Raw genomic sequence first — 18,327 nt, forward strand, 5'->3', positions numbered from 1 at the left:
TCATCCCTTCGTGGAACCGGCGGTGACGCCGTCGGCGATCTGGCGCTGGAAGAAGACGTAGAGCACGAGCAGCGGAAGCGCGGCGATCAGCACCCCGGAGGCGAAGACGGGAATGTTGTCGGCGTACTGGCCGCGCAGTGAGGTGACGCCGACCATCAGGGTGCGGTGTTCGGCGGAGGGCATCATCAGCAGGGCGATGAGCACGTCGTTCCAGCAGAACAGGGCGTTGAGGATGCCGACCGACAACAGGGCCGGGCGCCCCATCGGCAGCATGACGCGCCGGTAGACGCCGTAGGGCGTGTTCCCGTCGATCCTGGCGGCGTCCACGATCTCGCGGGGAATGGTGGTGTAGTAGCTCGTCATCAAGAAGATCGTGAACGGGAGGAACTGGGCGACGTAGGCGAGGATCAGCCCGGTGTAGGTGTCCAGGAGCCGGGCGTCCGCCATGATCCGCGCCAGGGGGACCATGATGACCTGGAAGGGCACGAACAGGGCCGCGAGGCAGCCCAGGAAGAGCACCCGTGAGGCCCGGAACCGCAGGTGGCTCAGGGCGAAGCCGGCCATCGAGCCGATGAGCAGGAGCACCACCACGGCGCAGGTCACGACGGCGAGGGAGTTGACGACGTACCGCCCCATGCCGGCGTTGGTCCACGCCGCGGCGACGTTGTCCAGGTTGGGGGACGGTGCGGGGGAGAACCGGTCGAGGACGTAGTCGTGCCGGGTCTTCATGGCGACGTTGCCCGTGAACAGCAGGGGGTAGATCGTCGCCAGGGCCAGGGCTGCCATGGGAAGGGCCACCAGCCATCTGCCCAGACGGGGGCCGCGCATCAGCTCTCCCTCCCCGAACGGCGCAGCAGCGCGATCTGTGCCAGGCCGACGACGAGCATGATGACGAACAGAACGGTCGAGGCGGCCGAGGCGAGCGCGGGCCGGTTCAGCTGGCCCTGCTGGATCCAGACGTAGTACTCCGGCAGGTAGGTGGAGCCCTCGGGGCCGCCGCTCGTCATCACGTACAGCAGGCCGAACATCGAGGTCAGCATGCCGATCATCGTGGTGACGACGACGAACTGGAGGGTGCGGGACAGGCCCGGGACGATCACGTGCCGGATGAGCTGCGGCAGCGACGCCCCGTCGACGCGGGCGGCGTCCTGGAGTGAGGGGTCCAGGGTGGAGAAGCCGGCCAGGAAGACCACCAGCGCCATCCCGAAGGTCGCCCAGATGTGCACGCCGACGACGGTGAACATGGCGATATCCGGATCACCGAGCCAGTCGACCGGGCCGATGCCCAGGTGTCCGAGCCCGGAGTTCAGGGGGCCGTCGAAGGCGAGCAGGAGGTTGAAGATCGCGCCGACGATCACCGGTGAGAGCACGGCCGGGAAGAAGTAGACGCCGCGGTAGAACCGGTGTCCCGGCACGCGCAGGTGGATGAAGGTGGCCAGCAGGCCGGGGATCGCGACCGCCACCGGCAGCAGCAGTACCAGCAGCCCGACGTTCTCCAGCGCGGTGCGGAAGAGCGGATCCCGCAACAACTCCGCGTAGTTGTCCAGGCCGACCGGCTGCCCGTCGTGCTCGCCGTCGCCGGTGAAGGAGAAGTTGACGCCCAGGAGCAGCGGGAACAGCCGGAGCGCGAGGATGATCAGGATGGCCGGCGCGAGCAGGACGTAGGGCGCCAGCCGTTCCGCGCGGCGACCGGTCCCGTACCGCGGCCCACCCTTGCCCGCGGCCGCGCGGCGGGCACCGGCGGCGCCCGGACGTCCGGTCGGACCGGCCGTGGCCGGGTGAGCCGGGGGCGGCGACCCGTGGACAGGCACGGGGTCAGCCCGCCCGGTCGGAGTCGGCCAGCTGCCGCAGCGCGTCATCGACGCCGACCGACCCGCTCAGGAGCTGTTGGGACAACCGCCCCATCAGGTCCAGCGTCCGGGCCGACAGCGCGACATGCAGGGCGGGCCTGCCGGTCTCGATCTCCCGCACGATGGTGGCCAGGGCGGGTCCGCCACCGGAGACGTCCACCGTGGTGTCCGCGACGATCGCCCCGGCGTCGGCGTGGAAGGCGGCCAGAGCGTTGGTGGACGTCAGGGAACGGACCAGGTCGGCGGCGAGGTCCGGGTTCTGGGTCCCCTCCGCGACCGCGTACCCGATGCCGCCGTCGTAGGGCAGGCTGGGAACCGCCCCCTCCGTGAGGACCGGTGCGCGCAGCACGCCGACGTTGTCCTCGCCGAGGAACTCGCCGAACTCCTCCCAGTGACCCACGTCCGACATGAGTCCGGCGATGTGGGCGGCGCTGCCGGAGGAGAAGAGGGCCAGGGAGTCGTTGAACAGCGCGGTGGAGTTGACTCCGTCGTTGTTCAGGCCCGCGCCGTCGACCTCCTGCCAGAGTTCGAAGATCCGGTGTACCCGGGGCGAGGTCCAGTCCCGGTTCCCGGCGATCCAGTCGGCGTACTCCTGTGGCGGGAGGACGGCCGATCCCAGGGCCGAGAGGAAGAACTGGATGCCGTAGCCCTCCTTGTTCCCCAGGGCGAAGCAGCTGGCCGGGGTCTCCTCCGCGATGGTCCGGCAGTCCCCGAGGAACTCCTCCCACGTGGTGGCCGGGTTGTCGGGGTCGAGCCCGGCCTCCTCGTAGAGAGCCTTGTTGTAGTAGATGGGGTGTCCCTGGAGCGTCACCGGCGCCGCGTAGACGGTGCCGTCCCTGGAGAACGCCTCCCAGCCCGCCAGCCTTTGCAGGTCCTGGGCCACATAGTCGTCAAGGGGCAGCAGGTCATCCGCCCGCTCCCGGAGTTGGCCGCCACCGTTGAAGAGCATCACATCGGGGCCTTGACCGGTCCGCATGGCCGTGCCGAGCAGGGTGTAGTACTGGTCGAAGGGCTGTGCCACGAATTCCACGGTCACCTCCGGGTGTCGCTCGGCGAAGTCGGCCTTCGCCTCCCCGATGTAGGCGGCCGCGGCCTCGTCACCGGACTTCCAGTCCCAGACGACCAGCGTGTCCTCCCGGGAGCCGGAGGCGGAACCCGATCCCGCGCTGCCGCAGCCGGTCAGGGCCAGAGCCGCTGCCAGTGCCGTCGACCACAGTGCTCGCCGCTTCATCGCCGCTCACTCTCCGGAGGGTGCCGGGGCAGCCCGCCCGTCGGTCCAGATGGTCAGGAAACGTAAGTCGTATGATGTTTGGCGTCAAGGGGTGGTGCGTATACTGGCGGCGGGATTCGTGGCGCCGCCTGGTCGCGGGCCACCGGAGGGACTATGACGGCATCACAGCAAGCCACTTCGGGCGCTGCGCCGCCACCGCCCTGGGTGCGCCGACCGGCCAGCCTCGCGAGGGCGCTCACCGCGGAGTTGGTGGTGCGCATCGTCCGGGGGGACTACCCGCCAGGCACCTCCCTGCCGGCCGAGCCGGGGCTGTGCGAGGCGTTCGGGGTCAGCCGGACCGTGGTGCGCGAGGCGGTGAAGCTCCTTCAGGAGAAGGGTCTGGTCCACGTCCGTCAGGGGGCCGGCACCGTGGTGACCCCCTCGACCCGGTGGAACATGCTCGACGAGCTGGTCCTGGGGGCCAGCGTCGAAGGGGACGAGAGCCTGACGATCCTCGATGACCTCGTCGTCACACGGCGCCTGTTGGAGTCCGACATGGCCAACCTCGCCGCCCAGCTCGCCACGGACGAGGTCGTCGACCGACTGCGCACGCTCGTCGACGGGATGGACGAGCTCGTGGACGACCACGTCACGTACGAGGAACACGACCGCGCCTTCCACGACACGATCATGCGGGTCTCGCGGAACCGCATCGCCCGTGCCGTGGTGCGCTCACTGGAGAGCCAGGCCATCAACACCGCCCGGTACGTGGGGAAGACCGAGCGTGCCCTGTGTGTCGCGTCCAACCAGGGCCACCGCCGCATCTACGAACGCATCGCCGCCCATGACCCGCCCGGCGCCGCCCAGGCGATGTTCGCCCACATCACCGAGGCGTGGCTGGTCCGGCGCAGCGGACCCGGTGAGCCCGTGCGGCTGCGGCGCTGAGGTCTGCCGGTCGCCGCGGGCCGGCCGGGATCCGCCGGACAAGCACCGAGTGTGCTGTGCCCGGGCGTTGTTGACACGGGTCGGGGCCCGGGGGCCGGCCGCCGCCGCTGGAGGAAGAGACGGCGGCCGGCCCCGGGAAGGCGCCAACACACGGTCGGACTACCCCAGTACCGCCTCCCACCTGGTGCCATCGGCCGTGGCACCGCCCGGAAGGCGGTCACGGGCGCCGGTGTCGCCGTACAGGCTCCAGCGGAACCAGTCGAGGAAGGTGTTCTCGGTCTGCGGGTAGGTCGGGAAGTCCGGGATCAGGTAGGAGCCGTGGTCCGCCCCCACATGGGTGAGGAAGGCCTTGGGAGCGGCCAGCTTGTCGTACGCGGCGCGGGCCGATTGGTAGTCACAGGTCGGGTCCCGGTCGCCGTGGATGAACAGCACGTTGGCCCTGACCGCGCCGGTCGGGTCGCCCATGTCCACACAGGCGATCGGCACCGCCGCGGCGATGCGATCGTCCGGCCACGCGGTGACCAGTCCCTGGGTGGTCATGCCGCCCATGGAGTGGCCGCAGACGCCGACTCCGGCCCCGGTGTCGATGTGCCCGGCCATCGGGTCGTCCCAGGAGTCGCCGAGCGCCAGTGTCCGGGTGATCACCTCGGACACGTCTCTCGACCACTCGCCGCCGTAGACGCTCCCGAGGTTGGTGTTGTCGGAGAAGGAAGGAGCGGGGCAGATGAAGCCCGCCGCGGCCAGACCGTTGGTCTGCGAGGAGTAGCAGTCGGAGTTGCACCCCATGCCGTGGCTGAACTCGGCGACGGGGAACACCCCGTCGGCGACCGGCGCGTTGGGGACGGGCTGGCCGCCGGGGGTGCCGGTGGCCGGGTAGAAGACCTTGGTGAACAGCGAACGACCGCCGCGCGCCCAGCGGTATTCCCGGACTCCGACGGCGAAGGCCTGCGTGGGTGCCTGCCGGGTTCGGTGGGCGGGGAGCGCCTGGACCGGTGCGGCGCCGAGCAGGGCGGCGCTCGTCCCGATCGCTCCGGCGGCGCCGAGACCCAGGAGCGTGCGTCGTCGCATCGTCATGGGTGACTCCTTGTGTGGGGGATGGTGGGGGGAGAGTGGGGGAGGTGCGGCTGAGGGCCGGGCGGGCCGGCCCCGTGCGCGGATCAGCAGCTGTTCGTGGTGCTGGTGGCCAGGCCCAGACGCCAGGGGAGCTGAGAGTATTCGCCGGTCGCGGAGGGGTCGATGCCCTGGTAGAGGAGCCGGAGGTCGCAGGGGTCGATGGTCATGGTCTGGTCGTTGGTGGCGCGGATCAGCTCGCCGTGGCTGATGTCCTGCGTCCAGGCACCGGATTCGAAGGTGACGTTGGTGCGGCTGGCGAAGGGGTTCTGCTGGGTGTCGGCCAGCGGTGTCCACTGACCGGTCAGGCCCTGGGCGGTGAAGGCGCGGTACCAGCGCCGCCCGTCCGGGCCGATGGCCTCCCAGATCAGCAGATAGGTGTCGGTGTCGCCGACGCGGTAGACGGCGCCGCCCTCGAAGAGGTCGTACGCGCCGTCCTCCAGGACGATCTGCGTGTTGTCGAAGCCGTTCGGGAAGTCCGCCATGGTGGTTTCGGACCGGTAGACGTGGCCGTTGTCGTCCGCGGAGAACAGGTAGCACATGGTGTCGTCGCAGATGACGAAGAAGTCGAGCCAGTTGCCGTTGCCGATGTTCTGCCGGACCACCTCGGGCACGCTGTCCATGAAGTTCCGCGGCGCGGACCAACTGGTGGGGTCGTTGGGGTCGGTGGTGGTGGAGAACGACGGCAGGCCGGTCTGGTAGACGAGGTACCACTCGTCGTGGGGCGCGAAGTAGAACGCGTGAGGCGCGGCGCGATAGCCGGGCCCGATGGCGGAAGCGGCTTCCAGGTCGGTCTGCGGAGCACTCGCGGCCTGTGACCAGTCGGTGAAGCTCGTGTGGGCCAGGCCCCAGTCGCCGCTGGTGTCGACCCTGGTGAAGAAGACGTGCCAGGTTCCGTCTTCGTCCTGGACCACCGACGGATCCTTGGCCGCGACCGAGTTGAGGTTCGGCGCGGGGGAGATCAGGGGCCCGCCGGAGGACCACTGGAAGGTGTCGGGTAACTGCTGCTGCGCGGGGTCGGCCTGGGGCGCGATGTCGTCCGTCTGCTCACCGGAGGCGGGCGCGGCGACCAACGCCAAAGCCACACCGAGCAGGAGGACGACGGCCGCGTGGAGCGGCCGGGAGCGGGAACGGCGTACTGAGGCAAGCATCGAAGACTCCGTGTCGGCTCGGCCGGTGGGCTCACCCACACGAACATCGCCTGGCCACGGTGTCCGGCACAGCGGGGTGTGGGGGGACCTCACCGGAACAAAACGGATGGTGCGCGTACGTCCTGTCATGGCCCGTGTGTGGGGACACAGACCGGCGGCCCGTCCGAACGTTCGACCCGTCGAACGTCGACTGACCCTTCAAACGTCTCGGATGATAGCGAGGGCCGGACGTGAGTCAACATACGTCGTACGAATTTCCGCCCCCGGTCCGCCGCGATCGGCGCCGGCGTGGTCGCGCCCGCCGACGGGGTGGATCCGTGGACATAGGGGCCAAGTCCTCTGACAGGCTCGGGCGGGCGGAACCCTGCTTCGGGAGACCCCGGGACAGGGGTGACGCTCGGTTCCGCACGGCATACGGGCGTGAGAGGGTGGCGAACAGGGCCGGTCCGGGCGTTGGTCGGAGTGGCCGCGCGGGATGGGGGTCCGGCTGGAGGCATGGTGGGAAACGCTGACAGGTCACGCGGTGCTCGGCTCGCCGCCCACGGTGCCGTCGCCACGTCACTGGCACTGCACAGCGACCGCAGCCTGCACGAGCAGGTCGAGACCGCCCCGTCGATCGGTTCCGGTATCGGCGGCAGGACCGCACTGCTGGAGATCGGCGGAACCCCCGTATTCGTCAAGCAGGTGCCCCTGACCGATCTGGAGCGACAGCCGGAGAACGTGCGCTCCACGGCCAATCTGTTCGGCCTGCCGTCCTTCTTCCAGTACGGAGTCGGCAGCATCGGCGGCCCGGGGATGGGGGCCTGGCGGGAACTGGCCGTCCACACCATGACGACGAACTGGGTGATCGCCGGGGACTACGAGGGCTTCCCCCTGATGCACCACTGGCGGGTGCTCCCGGCGGCCGGCCGGCCACTGCCCGAAGAACTCGCCGACGTGGAACGGGCCGTCGCCTACTGGGGAGGCGGACCGGAGGTCCGCCGGCGGATCGAAGGGATCCAGGAGTCCACGGCCAGCCTCACGCTGTTCCTGGAGTACATCCCGCAGAACCTGCACGAGTGGCTCGGTGACCGCGTCCGGGAGGGCGGCGAGGCCGCCGAGCGGGCCTGCGTCGCGGTGGACGACGAGCTGCGGGCCGGCGTCTCGTTCATGAACGCCCGCGGACTGGTGCACTTCGACGCCCACTTCCAGAACATCCTGACCGATGGCCGGCGCCTGTACTTCGCCGACTACGGCCTCGCGCTCTCCTCCCGCTTCGAGCTGTCCCGCGACGAGGCCACCCTCCCCGCGCGGCACCAGACGTACGACCGGGCCTACACCGCCACCTACCTGGTGTACTGGCTGATCACCGCCCTGTACGGAGCCGGTTACGGGTGGGACGAACGCTACGCGCTGGTGCGTGCGTGCGCCGAGGGCGAGCGGCTGACGGGTATCCCGGAGGCAGCCGCCTCGATCATCACCCGCCACGCTCCGCTCGCCCCGGTGATGTGGGACTTCATCCGCACCTTCCAGCAGGACAGCCGCGAGACGCCCTACCCGGGTGAGGCGATCCGCCGGATCCTTCAGCGGGACGCCCCGCCCGGCACGCCGACCGGGCCGTAAGAGCCTGGTGGAGAAGCCCACAACTCCGTCCGGAGACCTGCGGGGCGGTGTGAGCGGGTACAGCCGGCCGCCGGAGACACCCGGCGCGGCGCATCACCAGCCGTGGGTCGAGAAGCTCTCCCCGGTCAGGTAGTGAGCGATTCCGTGGGCGTTGTACGGGACGGTGTGCGCCGGGAGTTCGCCCGGCCTGTGCCAGCCGATGCCGGCGCATTTCCCCGGTTCCGCGTTGACCGGTTCGCCCTCCCAGCGGGCCGTGGCGAAGAACCAGCCGATCCGTGGCCGTCCTTCGGGGCCGCGGTGGTGCATGACGTGCACGGTGCGCAGCGCCGCCGGATCGATGGCGATGCCGACTTCCTCCCGCGCCTCGCGCACCGCCGCCTCGATGACACTCTCGCCGGGGTCGACCTTTCCGGAGGGCAGATTGAGCATGCCGTCCGCGTAGCCGGTGCCCGAGCGCTCGGCCAGGAGGATCCGGTCGCCTCGTTCGAGGATCACCATGACGTCGATGACGGTGTGGGGTTGCACGCGGAAGTCCCTCCGGCCGAGTGTCGGGCGGTAGGACCTCAGCGGTGGTGGTACCGGCCCCGCAGACGGCGGGACACCCGTATGCCTCCACCTGCCGGGCCGTCGCGTCACGGGCGTGGACGGCGAGGCCGTACGCGGTGACGGTCAACGTCCCCTGACGGCTGGGCTGGTGAGGGGGCGAGTGCGGTGTGGGATCTGCGGAACACCCGGTGTACGGGGGCGGGGCCGCGCCCCATCCGGTGCGCGGCTACTCTTCGCACCCGGGACGTTCACCACCGATGGGGGGCCGGATGGGTGCGGGCGGCGCGGACGGTGCGGGAGAGAACGGGGCGGTGGGGCGGACGGGCCTGGTGTCTCCGCGCCCGAGCGGCGGGCCGGATCCGATGACCGCGCACGCCGACCGGCAGGAGGTTCTGGAGCTGTACAAGCTCGCGGTCGAGATGGCCGACCGGGTGTCCTCACGCCGCGGCGCGGCCAACACGTACTATCTCTCCCTGCAGACCGCGCTGGTCACTCTGATCGGCTTCGGAATGCCGCGGCTGTCCGAGTCGCCGTGGTGGGTGTCCCTGGTCGTGGCGTCGGGCGGCGTGACCCTCTCGTTGGCCTGGTGGACACAACTGCGCAGCTACCGGACCCTCAAAGCGGCGAAGCTCAAGGTCATCAGCGATCTGGAGCAGCACCTGCCGGTGCGGATTTTCACCGATGAGTGGGACGTGCTCAAAAACCCTCCGCTACCCGGCCGGTTCAGGCGCTATGCCGAGTTGGGCACCCCCGAACGCGTGGTTCCCTGGGTGTTCGCCCTGGCGCATCTCACCCTGTTCGCGGGCACACTGTCCCTGTGACCTGCCGCGACCCGCTCGCGGATCCCATCCGCTCCTGCCTGCTCCCGATGGCCGGCCCGCGGCGGTCTCCGAGGACCTGGTACGTGGGCGCCCAGCGGTTCTCCCCGCTGACGGCGGGAAGCCGGCCGTCAGCACCCTGGGGCCCGGCACCGGAAACGGAGTGACCCGTTGGCGCTGCCGGGCCACCGGCCCCGGCGCGGCGGGGTGCCGCGCCGGGGGAGGGGACGGCGGGTCGTCAGCTCAGTTCGTCCTCGATCAGGGCGACGAACTGCTCGTAGGAGGCGGGGGGTGAGATGGGGCGGTCGTCGAAGAAGAACGTCGGGGTGCCCTGGACACCCAGAGCCAGGCCGTCGCGGATGTCGGCCTGGATCCGCTCGGCGGTGGCGGGGTCCGCGACGGCGGCGTCATAGGCGGCCATGTCCAGACCGAGATCCTCCGCGAAGCCGCGGAACGTCGCCGCGTGCGAGTCACGGGACTCGCCCCAGGCGGCCTGCGTGGTGAACAGCCGGTTGTACATGTCCTCGAACCGGCCCTGCTGGGCGGCGGCTTCGGCGGCGAGCGCGGCGGTCTCCCCGTTGTGGTGTCCCGGCATCGGGAAGTACCGGGCGACGAAGGTGACACGGTCGCCGTACTCCTCGCGCAGCCGCTCCACGACCGGGTAGTAGGCGCCGCACGCCTCGCATTCGAAGTCGAGGAACTCCACCAGCGTCAACTCGCTGTCCGCGGGGTCGGACAGGCGGTGGCTGTCCTCGCGCACCACGGCGGAGGAGGAGCCGGACCAATCGGCGGTCTTCGGCCGGTCGTCGGGGGAGAGCGCCAGCAGAACGGCGAAGGCGGCGGCGAGGGCCGCCACGGTCGCGAGCACGGCATACAGCTGTCGTTTCACGGAGAACTCCGGAGGTGAATGGGTCGTTCGGTCGGGAAGGACGGCGCGCGGGCGCGCGCCGTCGCCCGCCGGGTCAGGCCCAGCGGGTTCCGGCACCCGGCAGCGGCCGGGGCGCGGGAGAGATCACCGGCGCCCACGGCGGGGCGCGAACCGAACGGCCCGAGACGACGGGGCACGTACCCCACACGCGGGGCTCCGTGGGGGTCCCGGCACGGCGCGGCCGGGACAGCGGCCCGGGCACGGCGGCCGGACGTGCGGCCAGCGCGGCGATCGCCGCGACCAGCACGGCGCGCAGCGGCCCCGACAACCCGTCCGCGACCCCCAGCAGCCGGGCGGAGAGGACCAGCGCCACCAGGTACCCGGCCAGCAGTTCACCGGTGCCGTGGCCCTGCGGCGCGAGCTGGGCGAGCAGTCCGGCGGGACCACGCCCGCCGGCCGCAGCGCACGCTCCCGGCAGGACGTAACAGACCTGGAGCGCGGCCTGAGCGCCGGCGACCGCCGCCAGTGCCTGCCCGTGGGGGAGTGGCCGGTGTGCGGCGCACATGATCCCGCCGCACGCCACCACGACGGAGAGCCACAGCGCGCACCCGGAAGGCACGAATCCGGCCGCACCCGCCTGGCTCATCAGGGGAAGCAGCACGCCCAGCGCGCCGAGCGCGCCGGCTCGTGTCCTGCCCCGGCCGGACGGCACGTGCGTCACCTCATTCCCGGTGGTGGTGCGGTGCCGGTCAGCGTAGCCAAGCCGTACGGGGCCGCTTCGGGCGGCCGTACGGATCGGGCACACCGTCAGGGCGCGTGTCAGTGCCGGGTGGCGAGCCGCTCCAGCAAGGTGGCGCTCCGTGCCAGCAGCGCCTGCTCCTCGTCGGTGAGTTCGGCCTCGATGGCCTGGGCGAGCCAGCCGGCCCGCCGGCCGCGCTCCGCTTCGAGCGCCGCCCGGCCCGCGTCCGAGAGCTCGACCAGCGACTTCCGTCCGTCCGTGGGGTGGGCCCGGCGCGTGATCAGGTTCTGCTCCATGAGCAGTCCCACCACCCGGGCCATCGACTGGGGGCGTACGCGCTGATCGGCGGCGAGGTCGCTGGTGGTCATGGCGCCGTCCCGGTCGAGTGCGCCGAGGACGGCCACCTGGCCCAGCGGGATGCGGTCCTCGTGTTTGACGCGTCGGGTGAGCTTGCCCATCGCGGTACGCAGTTCGGCGGCGAGGGCGGCGGCTTCCGAGGTGGGCATAGGGCACTTTACCCCGTTGGTCAGCATTGCTGAGCACCTTGCCTGTGCACGTGAACTGCACAGTTTGCCTGTACAGCCAAGCTGTACAGCATTGCTGTAGGGTTTGTTCTCGCCGGGCCGGCGCCAGGGTCGTCGCAGCCGGGGCCACGGCACCCGACAACGGGAAGGACCTCCCATGTCCGCGAAGACAGCCGCGACCGTCGACGCCACCATCGAGACCGTCACCGCCCGCCGGATCATCGACAGCAGGGGAAACCCCACGGTCGAGGTCGACGTGGTCCTGACGGACGGGTCCCTGGGCCGCGCGGCCGTCCCCTCCGGCGCCTCCACGGGCGCCCGGGAAGCCGTGGAACTGCGCGACGCAGACGCCACCCGCTGGCACGGCAAGGGCGTCGACCGCGCGGTGGCCCACGTCAACGGCGAGATCGCGGCGGCCGTACGTGGCCGGGACGCGGTGGATCAGGCGGGTCTGGACGCCGCGCTGGTCGCCCTCGACGGCACCGCCACGAAGTCCCGGCTCGGCGCCAACGCGCTCCTCGGCGTCTCGCTCGCCACCGCCAAGGCCGCCGCGGCGGCACACCATCAGCCCCTCTACCGCTACTTCGGCGGCCCCGACGCGCACCTGCTGCCGCTGCCGATGATGAACATCGTCAACGGCGGCGCCCACGCCGACAATCCGCTGGATTTCCAGGAGTTCATGATCGTGCCGGTGGGCGCGGACAGCTTCGCCGAAGCCGTCCGCATGGGAAGCGAGGTCTTCCACACCCTGCGCCGCGATCTGCTGGCCGCCGGGCACTCCACGGGGGTCGGCGACGAGGGCGGCTTCGCTCCCGCGCTGCGCACCGCAGAAGAGGCGCTCGACTTCGTGATGGCCGCCATCGAGCGCACCGGCTACCGCCCCGGAGCGGACATCGGCCTGGTCATGGACCCGGCGTCCTCCGAGTTCTTCCGTGACGGGGTGTACGACTACGCGGGCGAGGGCGTACGCCGCACCCCGTCCGAGCACACCGACCACCTGGTCTCGCTCATCGACGCCTATCCCATCCTGTCCATCGAGGACCCGATGGCGGAGAACGACCTGGACGGCTGGCGCGAGCTGACCGCCCGTGTCGGTGACCGCTGTCAGCTCACCGGCGACGATGTGTTCTGCACCAACGAGACGCTGCTGCGCGAGGGCATCCGCACCGGGGTCGGCAACTCGGTGCTGGTCAAGGTCAATCAGATCGGCTCCCTGACGGAGGCCCTGGCCGCGGTGACCACGGCCCAGCGGGCGGGCTGGACGGCCGTCATGTCGCACCGCTCGGGAGAGACCGAGGACACCACCATCGCGGATCTGGCGGTGGCGACCGGCTGCGGTCAGATCAAGACGGGTTCGCTCTCCCGCTCCGACCGCACGGCGAAGTACAACCAGCTCATCCGCATCGAGGAGGAACTCGGCGGCGAGGCGCGCTACGCCGGCCACGCCGCACTGCGCCGGGGCTGACGGGCGGGCAGGGGCGGGCAACGACCCCGGGTCGATCGTCCGCCCGCCCGTGTCCGTGAGACGCCCCCGGGTGACCCTCATGGACGGCGATCCGCACCACGTCGGTTCCCTCCGGCAGCCGTTCGCGGTCTCTGCGGTGTGCTGACGCACCGGCACCCTGATCGCCCCGCGTGCCGCGTCGTCCGGGTGGTGCCCGGCACGGGTCGGCATCCCTGCGGAACTTTCACCGCACCCCGGCCGACCCCCATGACGTCGGGTCCGGAGCGGCGAAAGTTCCCCACCCGGGGGCATCGGCCAACTCGGGACGGATGTCTTCCCCACGCGGGCGAACGCGGTTACTGTCCCTCGCTGGTGGAGCGGGACCGGCACATTGTCACGGCGCAGGAAAGCGGTGTCCTGGAATGACCGAAGTCTCCGAAACGGTGTCGCCCCCCGCCCGCGAGCCGCGGGTCCGCGGGAGCTTCGACTGGCACGGTCTGCGAGCCGATCTGCGGGGTGCGATCCCGGACGCCTCGCTGGCGCTGATCGCCACCGGCCTCATCTACTGGCTGCTGTACGCGCGGGTGGCCAACGGCACGTCGCCCTCCATCGTGATCATGCCGCACCTCAACGATCCGAACGAGCTGTGGATGTACTGGATGTGCCAGGCCTTCGGCTGGTCGGCACTGCTGTGGGCGTACATCACGGTGATCTTCGGACTGCTTCGCTCCGGGCCGCGACCGCGCTGGAGGTGGCTGCCGCCGGCCCGGATCGAGAAATGGCACCGCACCACCAGCCTGACGACGATCGGGCTGATGTTCCTGCACGCGGCGTTCTTCTTCGGCGACCAGATGCGCGACAACCTCACCCGGTGGGGCACGGGCCGGAGCCTGTGGACGGCGTTCGTGGACGTGTTCGTCCCCGGCGGGTACGCCACCGGCACCGGCCGCGTCGCCATCCTGCTGGGACTGCTCGCCCTCTACCTCGCCATACCGCTGAGCCTGGCCTTCTACCTCCGCCACCGGACCGGCAGCAGGATGTGGGTGGCGCTCCACCGGTTCGTCATCGTGGTGTACGTGCTCAGCGTGTGGCACACCCTGCTGTACGGCACCAACGTCTGGTTCGACGGCACGTTCCGCACCCTGGTGTGGGCCCTCCAGATGCCGATCGCCGGGCTCCTCCTGGTGAGGCTGCTGGCCCCGGCCCGCCCCCGTGAACGCCTCCGGCTGCGCGGCCACCCCCTGCCGGTGACCGTACGGCTGGCCGGCCGCCTCGCGGTCGTCGCCACCCTGCTCGGACTGCTGGCCGTCATCGTCACGGGAACCGACGGCGGGCGCGACCCCGAGGACCTCGGCGGCTCCTCACCCGCGGTCTGGCCCGAACGCTGGATCATCTGGGCGGGCCTGCTCGCCCTCACCCTGGTCCTGGTGGCGGTCGTGCTGCGGCTGCGCCCCGGCACCGGCGCCGGAACGCCGGAGACCCCGTCCCCCTCCCGGCGCGGGCGCGGGGCGCCCGCGGATCTCTCCGAACGGCCGTGAACGGGCGGCGCCCGCGCCCCCCGGCCCCCGGGGCGCGGCCCGGTCGAGGGCTGGGGAATGGGCCGATCCACCCATATCCCCAAGGGGCCAGTCTGCCCCGGCACCCCGCGACGGCCCACCGCCGCCCGTTACGTGGAGCCGCCCCCGGCCGTGCGGTCGGCCGGCGCGGGACCGGGTACGGCGTCGAGGCCGAGTCCGCCGATGACGGTGGAGACCGGGGAGTGGAGGACGGCGTCGAACGCGTCGAGAACCGGGGTGTGCAGCTGGGCGCCCTGGATCCGGATGCGGTCGGGGCCGGGAGCGGAGCCGTCGCCGCCGATGTCCGGGCGGCGCGCCCGCCGGAGATCGGCCAGGCTGAGCCCGAGCCCGGCGTCCGTGAACGCCGCCTCGACGCTTCCCGGTTCGGGCGCGCCCAGCGGGGTGGGCTCGACGGTGAATCCGAACCGGCTGCGCTCGTCGCGGCGCATCTCTCCGGTCTGTCCGGTGCTGCTGGTCAGGCCCACGGCGATGTAGTCCTCGCCGAGGACCGAGTGCAGGTGCTGTCCCATCGGGAATCCCGTGAGGCGGCCGTCGAAGGAGACCGGTGTCTTCTGGATGTGGGCGTTGTGGGCCGCCAGTACGATCCGGGTGCCCGGCGCGCCGCGCTCCAGGTGCCACAGGAGCGATTCGGCCATGTAGAGGTCACGGGCCGAGGTGTCGGCGGTCAGCCCCGTACCGGAGAAGAGCCCGGCCATGGCGCGGAAGGTGTGGTCGCCGTGGCAGGCACCTTCGAGACGTCGCCGGGCGATGTCGTAGCCGCGCCGGTCGCCGCGCGAGAGATACAGCGGCTCGACGGAACGGAACCGGATGAGCAGCCGGTTCAGGACCGCGCTGAGCGCGTCCTGTTCGGCGGCCTCCAGGCGGGCCCACGCGGGAGCGGCGTCGGCCGCGGAGCCCCCCGCGAACGACGCGGCGATCCGCATCGCCTCCTCGATCAGCGGCACCGCTTCGGGATCGACGGCGCGCAGATAGTCGGCGACCGGGGCCAGGGCGGGGAGCAGGGAGCCGCCGGCCGCGGGGATGTCGATGCCGGCGAACCGCACCGGTGGTGCGGCGGTGCGGTTGTGCCGGCGCAGTCGGCGCAGCGGCGCGTCGACCCCCACGGGGATCGACGGGCCGAGGAGGCCGGGCAGCGCGTCCTCCGTTCCCTCGCCCCGCGCCCACGCGTCGAGCGGGAACCCTTCGCTGAAGCCGTACTCGAAGGCCAGGACGGTGAATCCGCAGCGTTCGGTGAGGAAGCGCAGGACGCGCTCACGCAGGAGCGTGAACTCGTGGATGAAGTGGGAGTTCTCGCCGATGGCGACCACGCGGGCGTCACCGATCAGGGCGCGCAGCGGCTCCAGGTCCTCCAGCGGCGCGTCCGGGTCGAGGTGGGTCAGCGGGGCGGCGTCGGCGCGGAGCCAGCGGGTGAACGGGTCGCCGTGCCGGTGGTGGGACGGATCGGGCATGCGGGCACTCATTTCGCGGGTGAGGGGAGGGAGGGCCGGTGCGGTGCGGGTGTGGGCTTCCGGCGGTTCAGGGACGACCGGGGGCGGGAGCCGCGGCCTCCAGGTCGTCGATCGTCCCGGACATGATGGTGCGCAGCTGTGCGGTGAGATGCGGCAGCGGCCAGTCCCACCAGGCGAGGGCCAGCAGGCGGTCGATGTCGGCGTCCGCGTACCGGCGGCGGATGAGCCGCGCGGGGTTGCCGCCGACGATGCCGTAGTCGGGAACGTCGTCGACGACGACGGAGCCGGAGGCGATGATCGCCCCGTGGCCGATCCGGACACCGGGCATCACCAGCGTGCGGTAGCCGAGCCAGACGTCGTTGCCCACCACGGTGTCACCGCGTCCCGGCAGTCCGGAGATGAGGTCGACGTGCTCGGCCCAGGAGCCGCCCATGATGGGGAACGGGAACGTGGAGGGCCCGTCCATGCGGTGGTTGGCGCCGTTCATGAGGAACCGCACCTCCGCTCCCAGCGCGCAGAACCTGCCGATGACCAGCTTCTCGGGGCCGTAGTGGTAGAGCACGTTGCGGGTCTCGAAGGCGGTGGGGTCATCGGGATCGTCGTAGTAGGAGAATTCGCCCGCCTCGATCAGCGGCGAGGTGATCAGCGGCTTCAGCAGAACCACCCGGGGCTGTTCCGGCATCGGGTGCGTGACGGTCGGGTCGGGCAGGACGGGCGGGACGGGTGGCATGGCTGTTTCCTTTGCGAAGTCCGGGCAGGAAGACGTGTCTTCCGGCGGGGGAGGAGAGGCGGGGCGGTGACTCACACCGCCGCCCGCGCGGTCGCCCGCAGGGCCAGGTGGCGGCCCCGGTGGCGGCCGCGCAGCCGCCGGTCGTGGCTGACGATGACGACGGCCCCCGCGAAACCGCGCAGCGCGGTCTCCAACTCCTCGACCAGTCCGGGGGAGAGGTGGTTGGTGGGTTCGTCGAGCAGCAGAACATCCCACGGCTCGCTGAGCAGCCGGGCCAGGGCGAGGCGCTGCCGCTGCCCGGTGGACAGCCGGCCGACCGGCACCGTCAACCGGTCGCGCTCGAACAGGCCCAGTGACAGCAGCCGTTCGGTGTGCGTGTCGGCATCTCCCGCCCGGCCGCGGGCGAAGGCGGCCAGGACGGTCTCCTGCGGTGCGCCGGGCCGTGGGTCCTGGGACAGGTACCCGACCCTGCCGCGGCGGGTGACGCTCCCGCCGTCGGGCGCGATGTCCCCGGCCAGGACCCGCAGCAGGGTGCTTTTTCCCGCCCCGTTCGGCCCCGTGACCAGCAGGTGTTCGCCCGCCGTGAGGGTGAGGCGGGTGCGGTCGAGCCGGCCGGTGACGGCGATGTCGGTGGCGTCGAGGACGACGCCCTCCCGGTGCCCCGTCCGCAGGGCGGGGGCGAAAAGCAGCGGTTCGGGCGGCGGCGGGACGGGGTCGGCGAGCAGCCGGCGCAGCCGCTCCTCGGCGTTGCGCACCCGGCCGGCCAGCGATTGCTGCACCCGGCCGCCCGCCCGGTCGTACGCCATCTTGTTGCCGTCCTTCATCGGACGGCCGTGGGCCACCTGCCGTGCGGTGGTCGCGGCGGTCTCGCGGAGCCGGTCGATGTCGGTCCGCCACCGGTCGTACGCCTGGACCCAGCGGTGGCGGGCGGCCGTCCGCTCGGCGAGGTACCCGGGGTAGCCGTTGCCGTACCGGACGACGCGATGCCGGTCGGCGTCCACCTCCAGCAGGCTGGTGGCCACCCGTTCGAGGAAGACCCGGTCGTGGGAGACGGCGACGGTGCTGCCGCGCCGGGTACGCAGGTGGTCCTCCAGCCAGCGCAGGGCCGCCTCGTCGAGATGGTTGGTCGGCTCGTCCAGCAACAGGATCTCCGGCGCGGCGGCCAGCACGGCCGCCAGCCGCAGCCTGACCTGTTCGCCACCGGACAGCGTGCCCACGGTACGGTCGCGCCCGACCAGTCCCAGGCCGAGACCGTGCAGGGCACGTTCCACGCGGGCGTCGGCCTCGTAGCCGCCGCGCAGTTCGAAGACCGTCAGCAGGCCGCCGTACTCGGCCAGGCCCGCTGTGTCGCCCTCGGCCATCGAGGCTTCCAGCCGCCGCATGCGCCGCTGCACGGCGCGCAGTTCACCCAGGGCGCGGTCGATGACCTGCTGGACGGTGGACCGGGGGGCCGGCCGCTCGTCCTGGGCGAGGTACCCGACGCCACCGGCGGCCCGGACGACGATCTCGCCCTCATCGGGCTGTTCCCGTCCGGCGAGCAGACGCAGCAGCGTGCTCTTGCCGGATCCGTTCTCACCGATGATCCCGGTGCGCTCGCCCGGGGCGAGCGAGCAGGTCACCGAGTCGAGGACGGTCCTGCCGTCGAAGGACTTGCTGACGGAGCGTGCGGTGATCTGGGTGGGCATACGAGGACTCCGGAGCGTGGGTGGGTGAGGCGGCGGTGAGGGGCCGCGCGGCCGGGTGAACGCTTCGGAAGAACATGGAC

17 protein-coding genes are annotated in these 18,327 nt (G+C 71.6%); 5 read left to right on the forward strand and 12 right to left on the reverse strand.

Annotated elements, in window-relative coordinates; all coding sequences use genetic code 11:
* The 3 genes from SXIM_RS24465 to SXIM_RS24475 all read right to left on the reverse strand — a co-directional run bounded on the left by SXIM_RS24465 (position 1) and on the right by SXIM_RS24475 (position 3,081).
* The gene (locus SXIM_RS24465; RefSeq protein ID WP_046725135.1) at positions 1–828 is read right to left on the reverse strand and encodes a carbohydrate ABC transporter permease; all 828 of its coding nucleotides are present in this window, start codon (positions 826–828) and stop codon (positions 1–3) included.
* A complete protein-coding gene (locus SXIM_RS24470) occupies positions 828–1,673 on the reverse strand; it encodes a carbohydrate ABC transporter permease (RefSeq protein ID WP_043177419.1) in 846 nt (281 codons plus the stop codon). The genes SXIM_RS24465 and SXIM_RS24470 overlap by 1 nt, the downstream gene beginning before the upstream one ends.
* 142 nt (positions 1,674–1,815) lie before the next feature.
* Positions 1,816–3,081, reverse strand: a complete 1,266-nt coding sequence (locus SXIM_RS24475; protein WP_046725136.1) for an ABC transporter substrate-binding protein — start codon at positions 3,079–3,081, stop codon at positions 1,816–1,818.
* 153 nt (positions 3,082–3,234) lie between these two features.
* On the opposite strand from SXIM_RS24475, the gene SXIM_RS24480 reads away from it, so the two are divergent.
* Positions 3,235–4,005, forward strand: coding sequence for a FadR/GntR family transcriptional regulator (locus tag SXIM_RS24480; RefSeq protein ID WP_030731280.1), 771 nt, complete (start codon positions 3,235–3,237; stop codon positions 4,003–4,005).
* Positions 4,006–4,164: 159 nt separating this feature from the next.
* On the opposite strand, the gene SXIM_RS24485 is transcribed toward SXIM_RS24480, so the two are convergent.
* Positions 4,165–5,079 (reverse strand): alpha/beta hydrolase family protein, encoded by a 915-nt coding sequence (locus SXIM_RS24485; protein WP_046725137.1) that lies wholly within the window; start codon positions 5,077–5,079, stop codon positions 4,165–4,167.
* Positions 5,080–5,162: 83 nt separating this feature from the next.
* Positions 5,163–6,266 (reverse strand): glycoside hydrolase family 62 protein, encoded by a 1,104-nt coding sequence (locus SXIM_RS24490; protein WP_046725138.1) that lies wholly within the window; start codon positions 6,264–6,266, stop codon positions 5,163–5,165.
* Between the two features lie 495 nt (positions 6,267–6,761).
* Between SXIM_RS24490 and SXIM_RS24495 the strand changes: the two genes are divergently transcribed.
* Entirely contained in the window at positions 6,762–7,868 is a 1,107-nt protein-coding gene (locus SXIM_RS24495) for a hypothetical protein (RefSeq protein WP_043177261.1), read from the forward strand.
* 93 nt (positions 7,869–7,961) lie between these two features.
* Here the strand turns inward: SXIM_RS24495 and SXIM_RS24500 are convergent, their stop codons facing one another.
* The gene (locus SXIM_RS24500; protein WP_218941168.1) at positions 7,962–8,393 is read right to left on the reverse strand and encodes an NUDIX hydrolase; all 432 of its coding nucleotides are present in this window, start codon (positions 8,391–8,393) and stop codon (positions 7,962–7,964) included.
* Between the two features lie 383 nt (positions 8,394–8,776).
* Here SXIM_RS24500 and SXIM_RS24505 point away from each other — a divergent pair, with 383 nt between their 5' ends.
* Positions 8,777–9,235: a RipA family octameric membrane protein gene (locus SXIM_RS24505; RefSeq protein ID WP_030731296.1), complete on the forward strand. Its 459-nt coding sequence runs from the start codon at positions 8,777–8,779 to the stop codon at positions 9,233–9,235.
* Between the two features lie 235 nt (positions 9,236–9,470).
* Here SXIM_RS24505 and SXIM_RS24510 read toward each other — a convergent pair whose 3' ends face one another.
* The 3 genes from SXIM_RS24510 to SXIM_RS24520 form a co-directional block, all read right to left on the reverse strand.
* The gene (locus SXIM_RS24510) at positions 9,471–10,121 is read right to left on the reverse strand and encodes a DsbA family protein (RefSeq protein WP_030731298.1); all 651 of its coding nucleotides are present in this window, start codon (positions 10,119–10,121) and stop codon (positions 9,471–9,473) included.
* 73 nt (positions 10,122–10,194) lie between these two features.
* Positions 10,195–10,812: a hypothetical protein gene (locus tag SXIM_RS24515; protein WP_053116291.1), complete on the reverse strand. Its 618-nt coding sequence runs from the start codon at positions 10,810–10,812 to the stop codon at positions 10,195–10,197.
* A 107-nt stretch (positions 10,813–10,919) separates the two neighbouring features.
* The gene (locus SXIM_RS24520) at positions 10,920–11,345 is read right to left on the reverse strand and encodes a MarR family winged helix-turn-helix transcriptional regulator (protein ID WP_030731305.1); all 426 of its coding nucleotides are present in this window, start codon (positions 11,343–11,345) and stop codon (positions 10,920–10,922) included.
* A gap of 175 nt (positions 11,346–11,520) precedes the next feature.
* Here SXIM_RS24520 and eno point away from each other — a divergent pair, with 175 nt between their 5' ends.
* Together eno and SXIM_RS24530 are read left to right on the forward strand one after the other, a co-directional pair.
* Entirely contained in the window at positions 11,521–12,828 is a 1,308-nt protein-coding gene (eno, locus tag SXIM_RS24525) for a phosphopyruvate hydratase (RefSeq protein ID WP_046725139.1), read from the forward strand.
* Positions 12,829–13,229: 401 nt separating this feature from the next.
* On the forward strand, positions 13,230–14,345 hold the full coding sequence (locus SXIM_RS24530) for a ferric reductase-like transmembrane domain-containing protein (RefSeq protein ID WP_078847023.1): 1,116 nt from the start codon (positions 13,230–13,232) through the stop codon (positions 14,343–14,345).
* A 128-nt stretch (positions 14,346–14,473) separates the two neighbouring features.
* Here SXIM_RS24530 and SXIM_RS24535 read toward each other — a convergent pair whose 3' ends face one another.
* The 3 genes from SXIM_RS24535 to abc-f all read right to left on the reverse strand — a co-directional run bounded on the left by SXIM_RS24535 (position 14,474) and on the right by abc-f (position 18,247).
* On the reverse strand, positions 14,474–15,832 hold the full coding sequence (locus SXIM_RS24535; RefSeq protein WP_046725140.1) for an erythromycin esterase family protein: 1,359 nt from the start codon (positions 15,830–15,832) through the stop codon (positions 14,474–14,476).
* Between the two features lie 67 nt (positions 15,833–15,899).
* Complete coding sequence (locus tag SXIM_RS24540) at positions 15,900–16,562, reverse strand: CatB-related O-acetyltransferase (RefSeq protein WP_046725141.1); 663 nt, start codon at positions 16,560–16,562, stop codon at positions 15,900–15,902.
* 71 nt (positions 16,563–16,633) lie between these two features.
* A complete protein-coding gene (gene abc-f, locus SXIM_RS24545; protein WP_030731319.1) occupies positions 16,634–18,247 on the reverse strand; it encodes a ribosomal protection-like ABC-F family protein in 1,614 nt (537 codons plus the stop codon).
* Between the last annotated feature and the right edge of the window lie 80 nt (positions 18,248–18,327).

Origin of the sequence: Streptomyces xiamenensis, from assembly GCF_000993785.3 — a bacterium.
Lineage (GTDB): Bacteria > Actinomycetota > Actinomycetes > Streptomycetales > Streptomycetaceae > Streptomyces > Streptomyces xiamenensis.

What these genes read in the sequence shown, in the direction of transcription:
- SXIM_RS24495 (WP_043177261.1), top strand. Translation starts at nt 6,762, where the DNA reads ATGGTGGGAAACGCTGACAGGTCACGCGGTGCTCGGCTCGCCGCCCAC.
- SXIM_RS24535 (WP_046725140.1), bottom strand. Translation starts at nt 15,832, where the DNA reads ATGCCCGATCCGTCCCACCACCGGCACGGCGACCCGTTCACCCGCTGG.
- SXIM_RS24540 (WP_046725141.1), bottom strand. Translation starts at nt 16,562, where the DNA reads ATGCCACCCGTCCCGCCCGTCCTGCCCGACCCGACCGTCACGCACCCG.
- SXIM_RS24530 (WP_078847023.1), top strand. Translation starts at nt 13,230, where the DNA reads ATGACCGAAGTCTCCGAAACGGTGTCGCCCCCCGCCCGCGAGCCGCGG.
- SXIM_RS24520 (WP_030731305.1), bottom strand. Translation starts at nt 11,345, where the DNA reads ATGCCCACCTCGGAAGCCGCCGCCCTCGCCGCCGAACTGCGTACCGCG.
- SXIM_RS24505 (WP_030731296.1), top strand. Translation starts at nt 8,777, where the DNA reads ATGACCGCGCACGCCGACCGGCAGGAGGTTCTGGAGCTGTACAAGCTC.
- SXIM_RS24480 (WP_030731280.1), top strand. Translation starts at nt 3,235, where the DNA reads ATGACGGCATCACAGCAAGCCACTTCGGGCGCTGCGCCGCCACCGCCC.
- SXIM_RS24490 (WP_046725138.1), bottom strand. Translation starts at nt 6,266, where the DNA reads ATGCTTGCCTCAGTACGCCGTTCCCGCTCCCGGCCGCTCCACGCGGCC.
- SXIM_RS24485 (WP_046725137.1), bottom strand. Translation starts at nt 5,079, where the DNA reads ATGACGATGCGACGACGCACGCTCCTGGGTCTCGGCGCCGCCGGAGCG.
- abc-f (WP_030731319.1), bottom strand. Translation starts at nt 18,247, where the DNA reads ATGCCCACCCAGATCACCGCACGCTCCGTCAGCAAGTCCTTCGACGGC.
- SXIM_RS24465 (WP_046725135.1), bottom strand. Translation starts at nt 828, where the DNA reads ATGCGCGGCCCCCGTCTGGGCAGATGGCTGGTGGCCCTTCCCATGGCA.
- SXIM_RS24475 (WP_046725136.1), bottom strand. Translation starts at nt 3,081, where the DNA reads ATGAAGCGGCGAGCACTGTGGTCGACGGCACTGGCAGCGGCTCTGGCC.
- eno (WP_046725139.1), top strand. Translation starts at nt 11,521, where the DNA reads ATGTCCGCGAAGACAGCCGCGACCGTCGACGCCACCATCGAGACCGTC.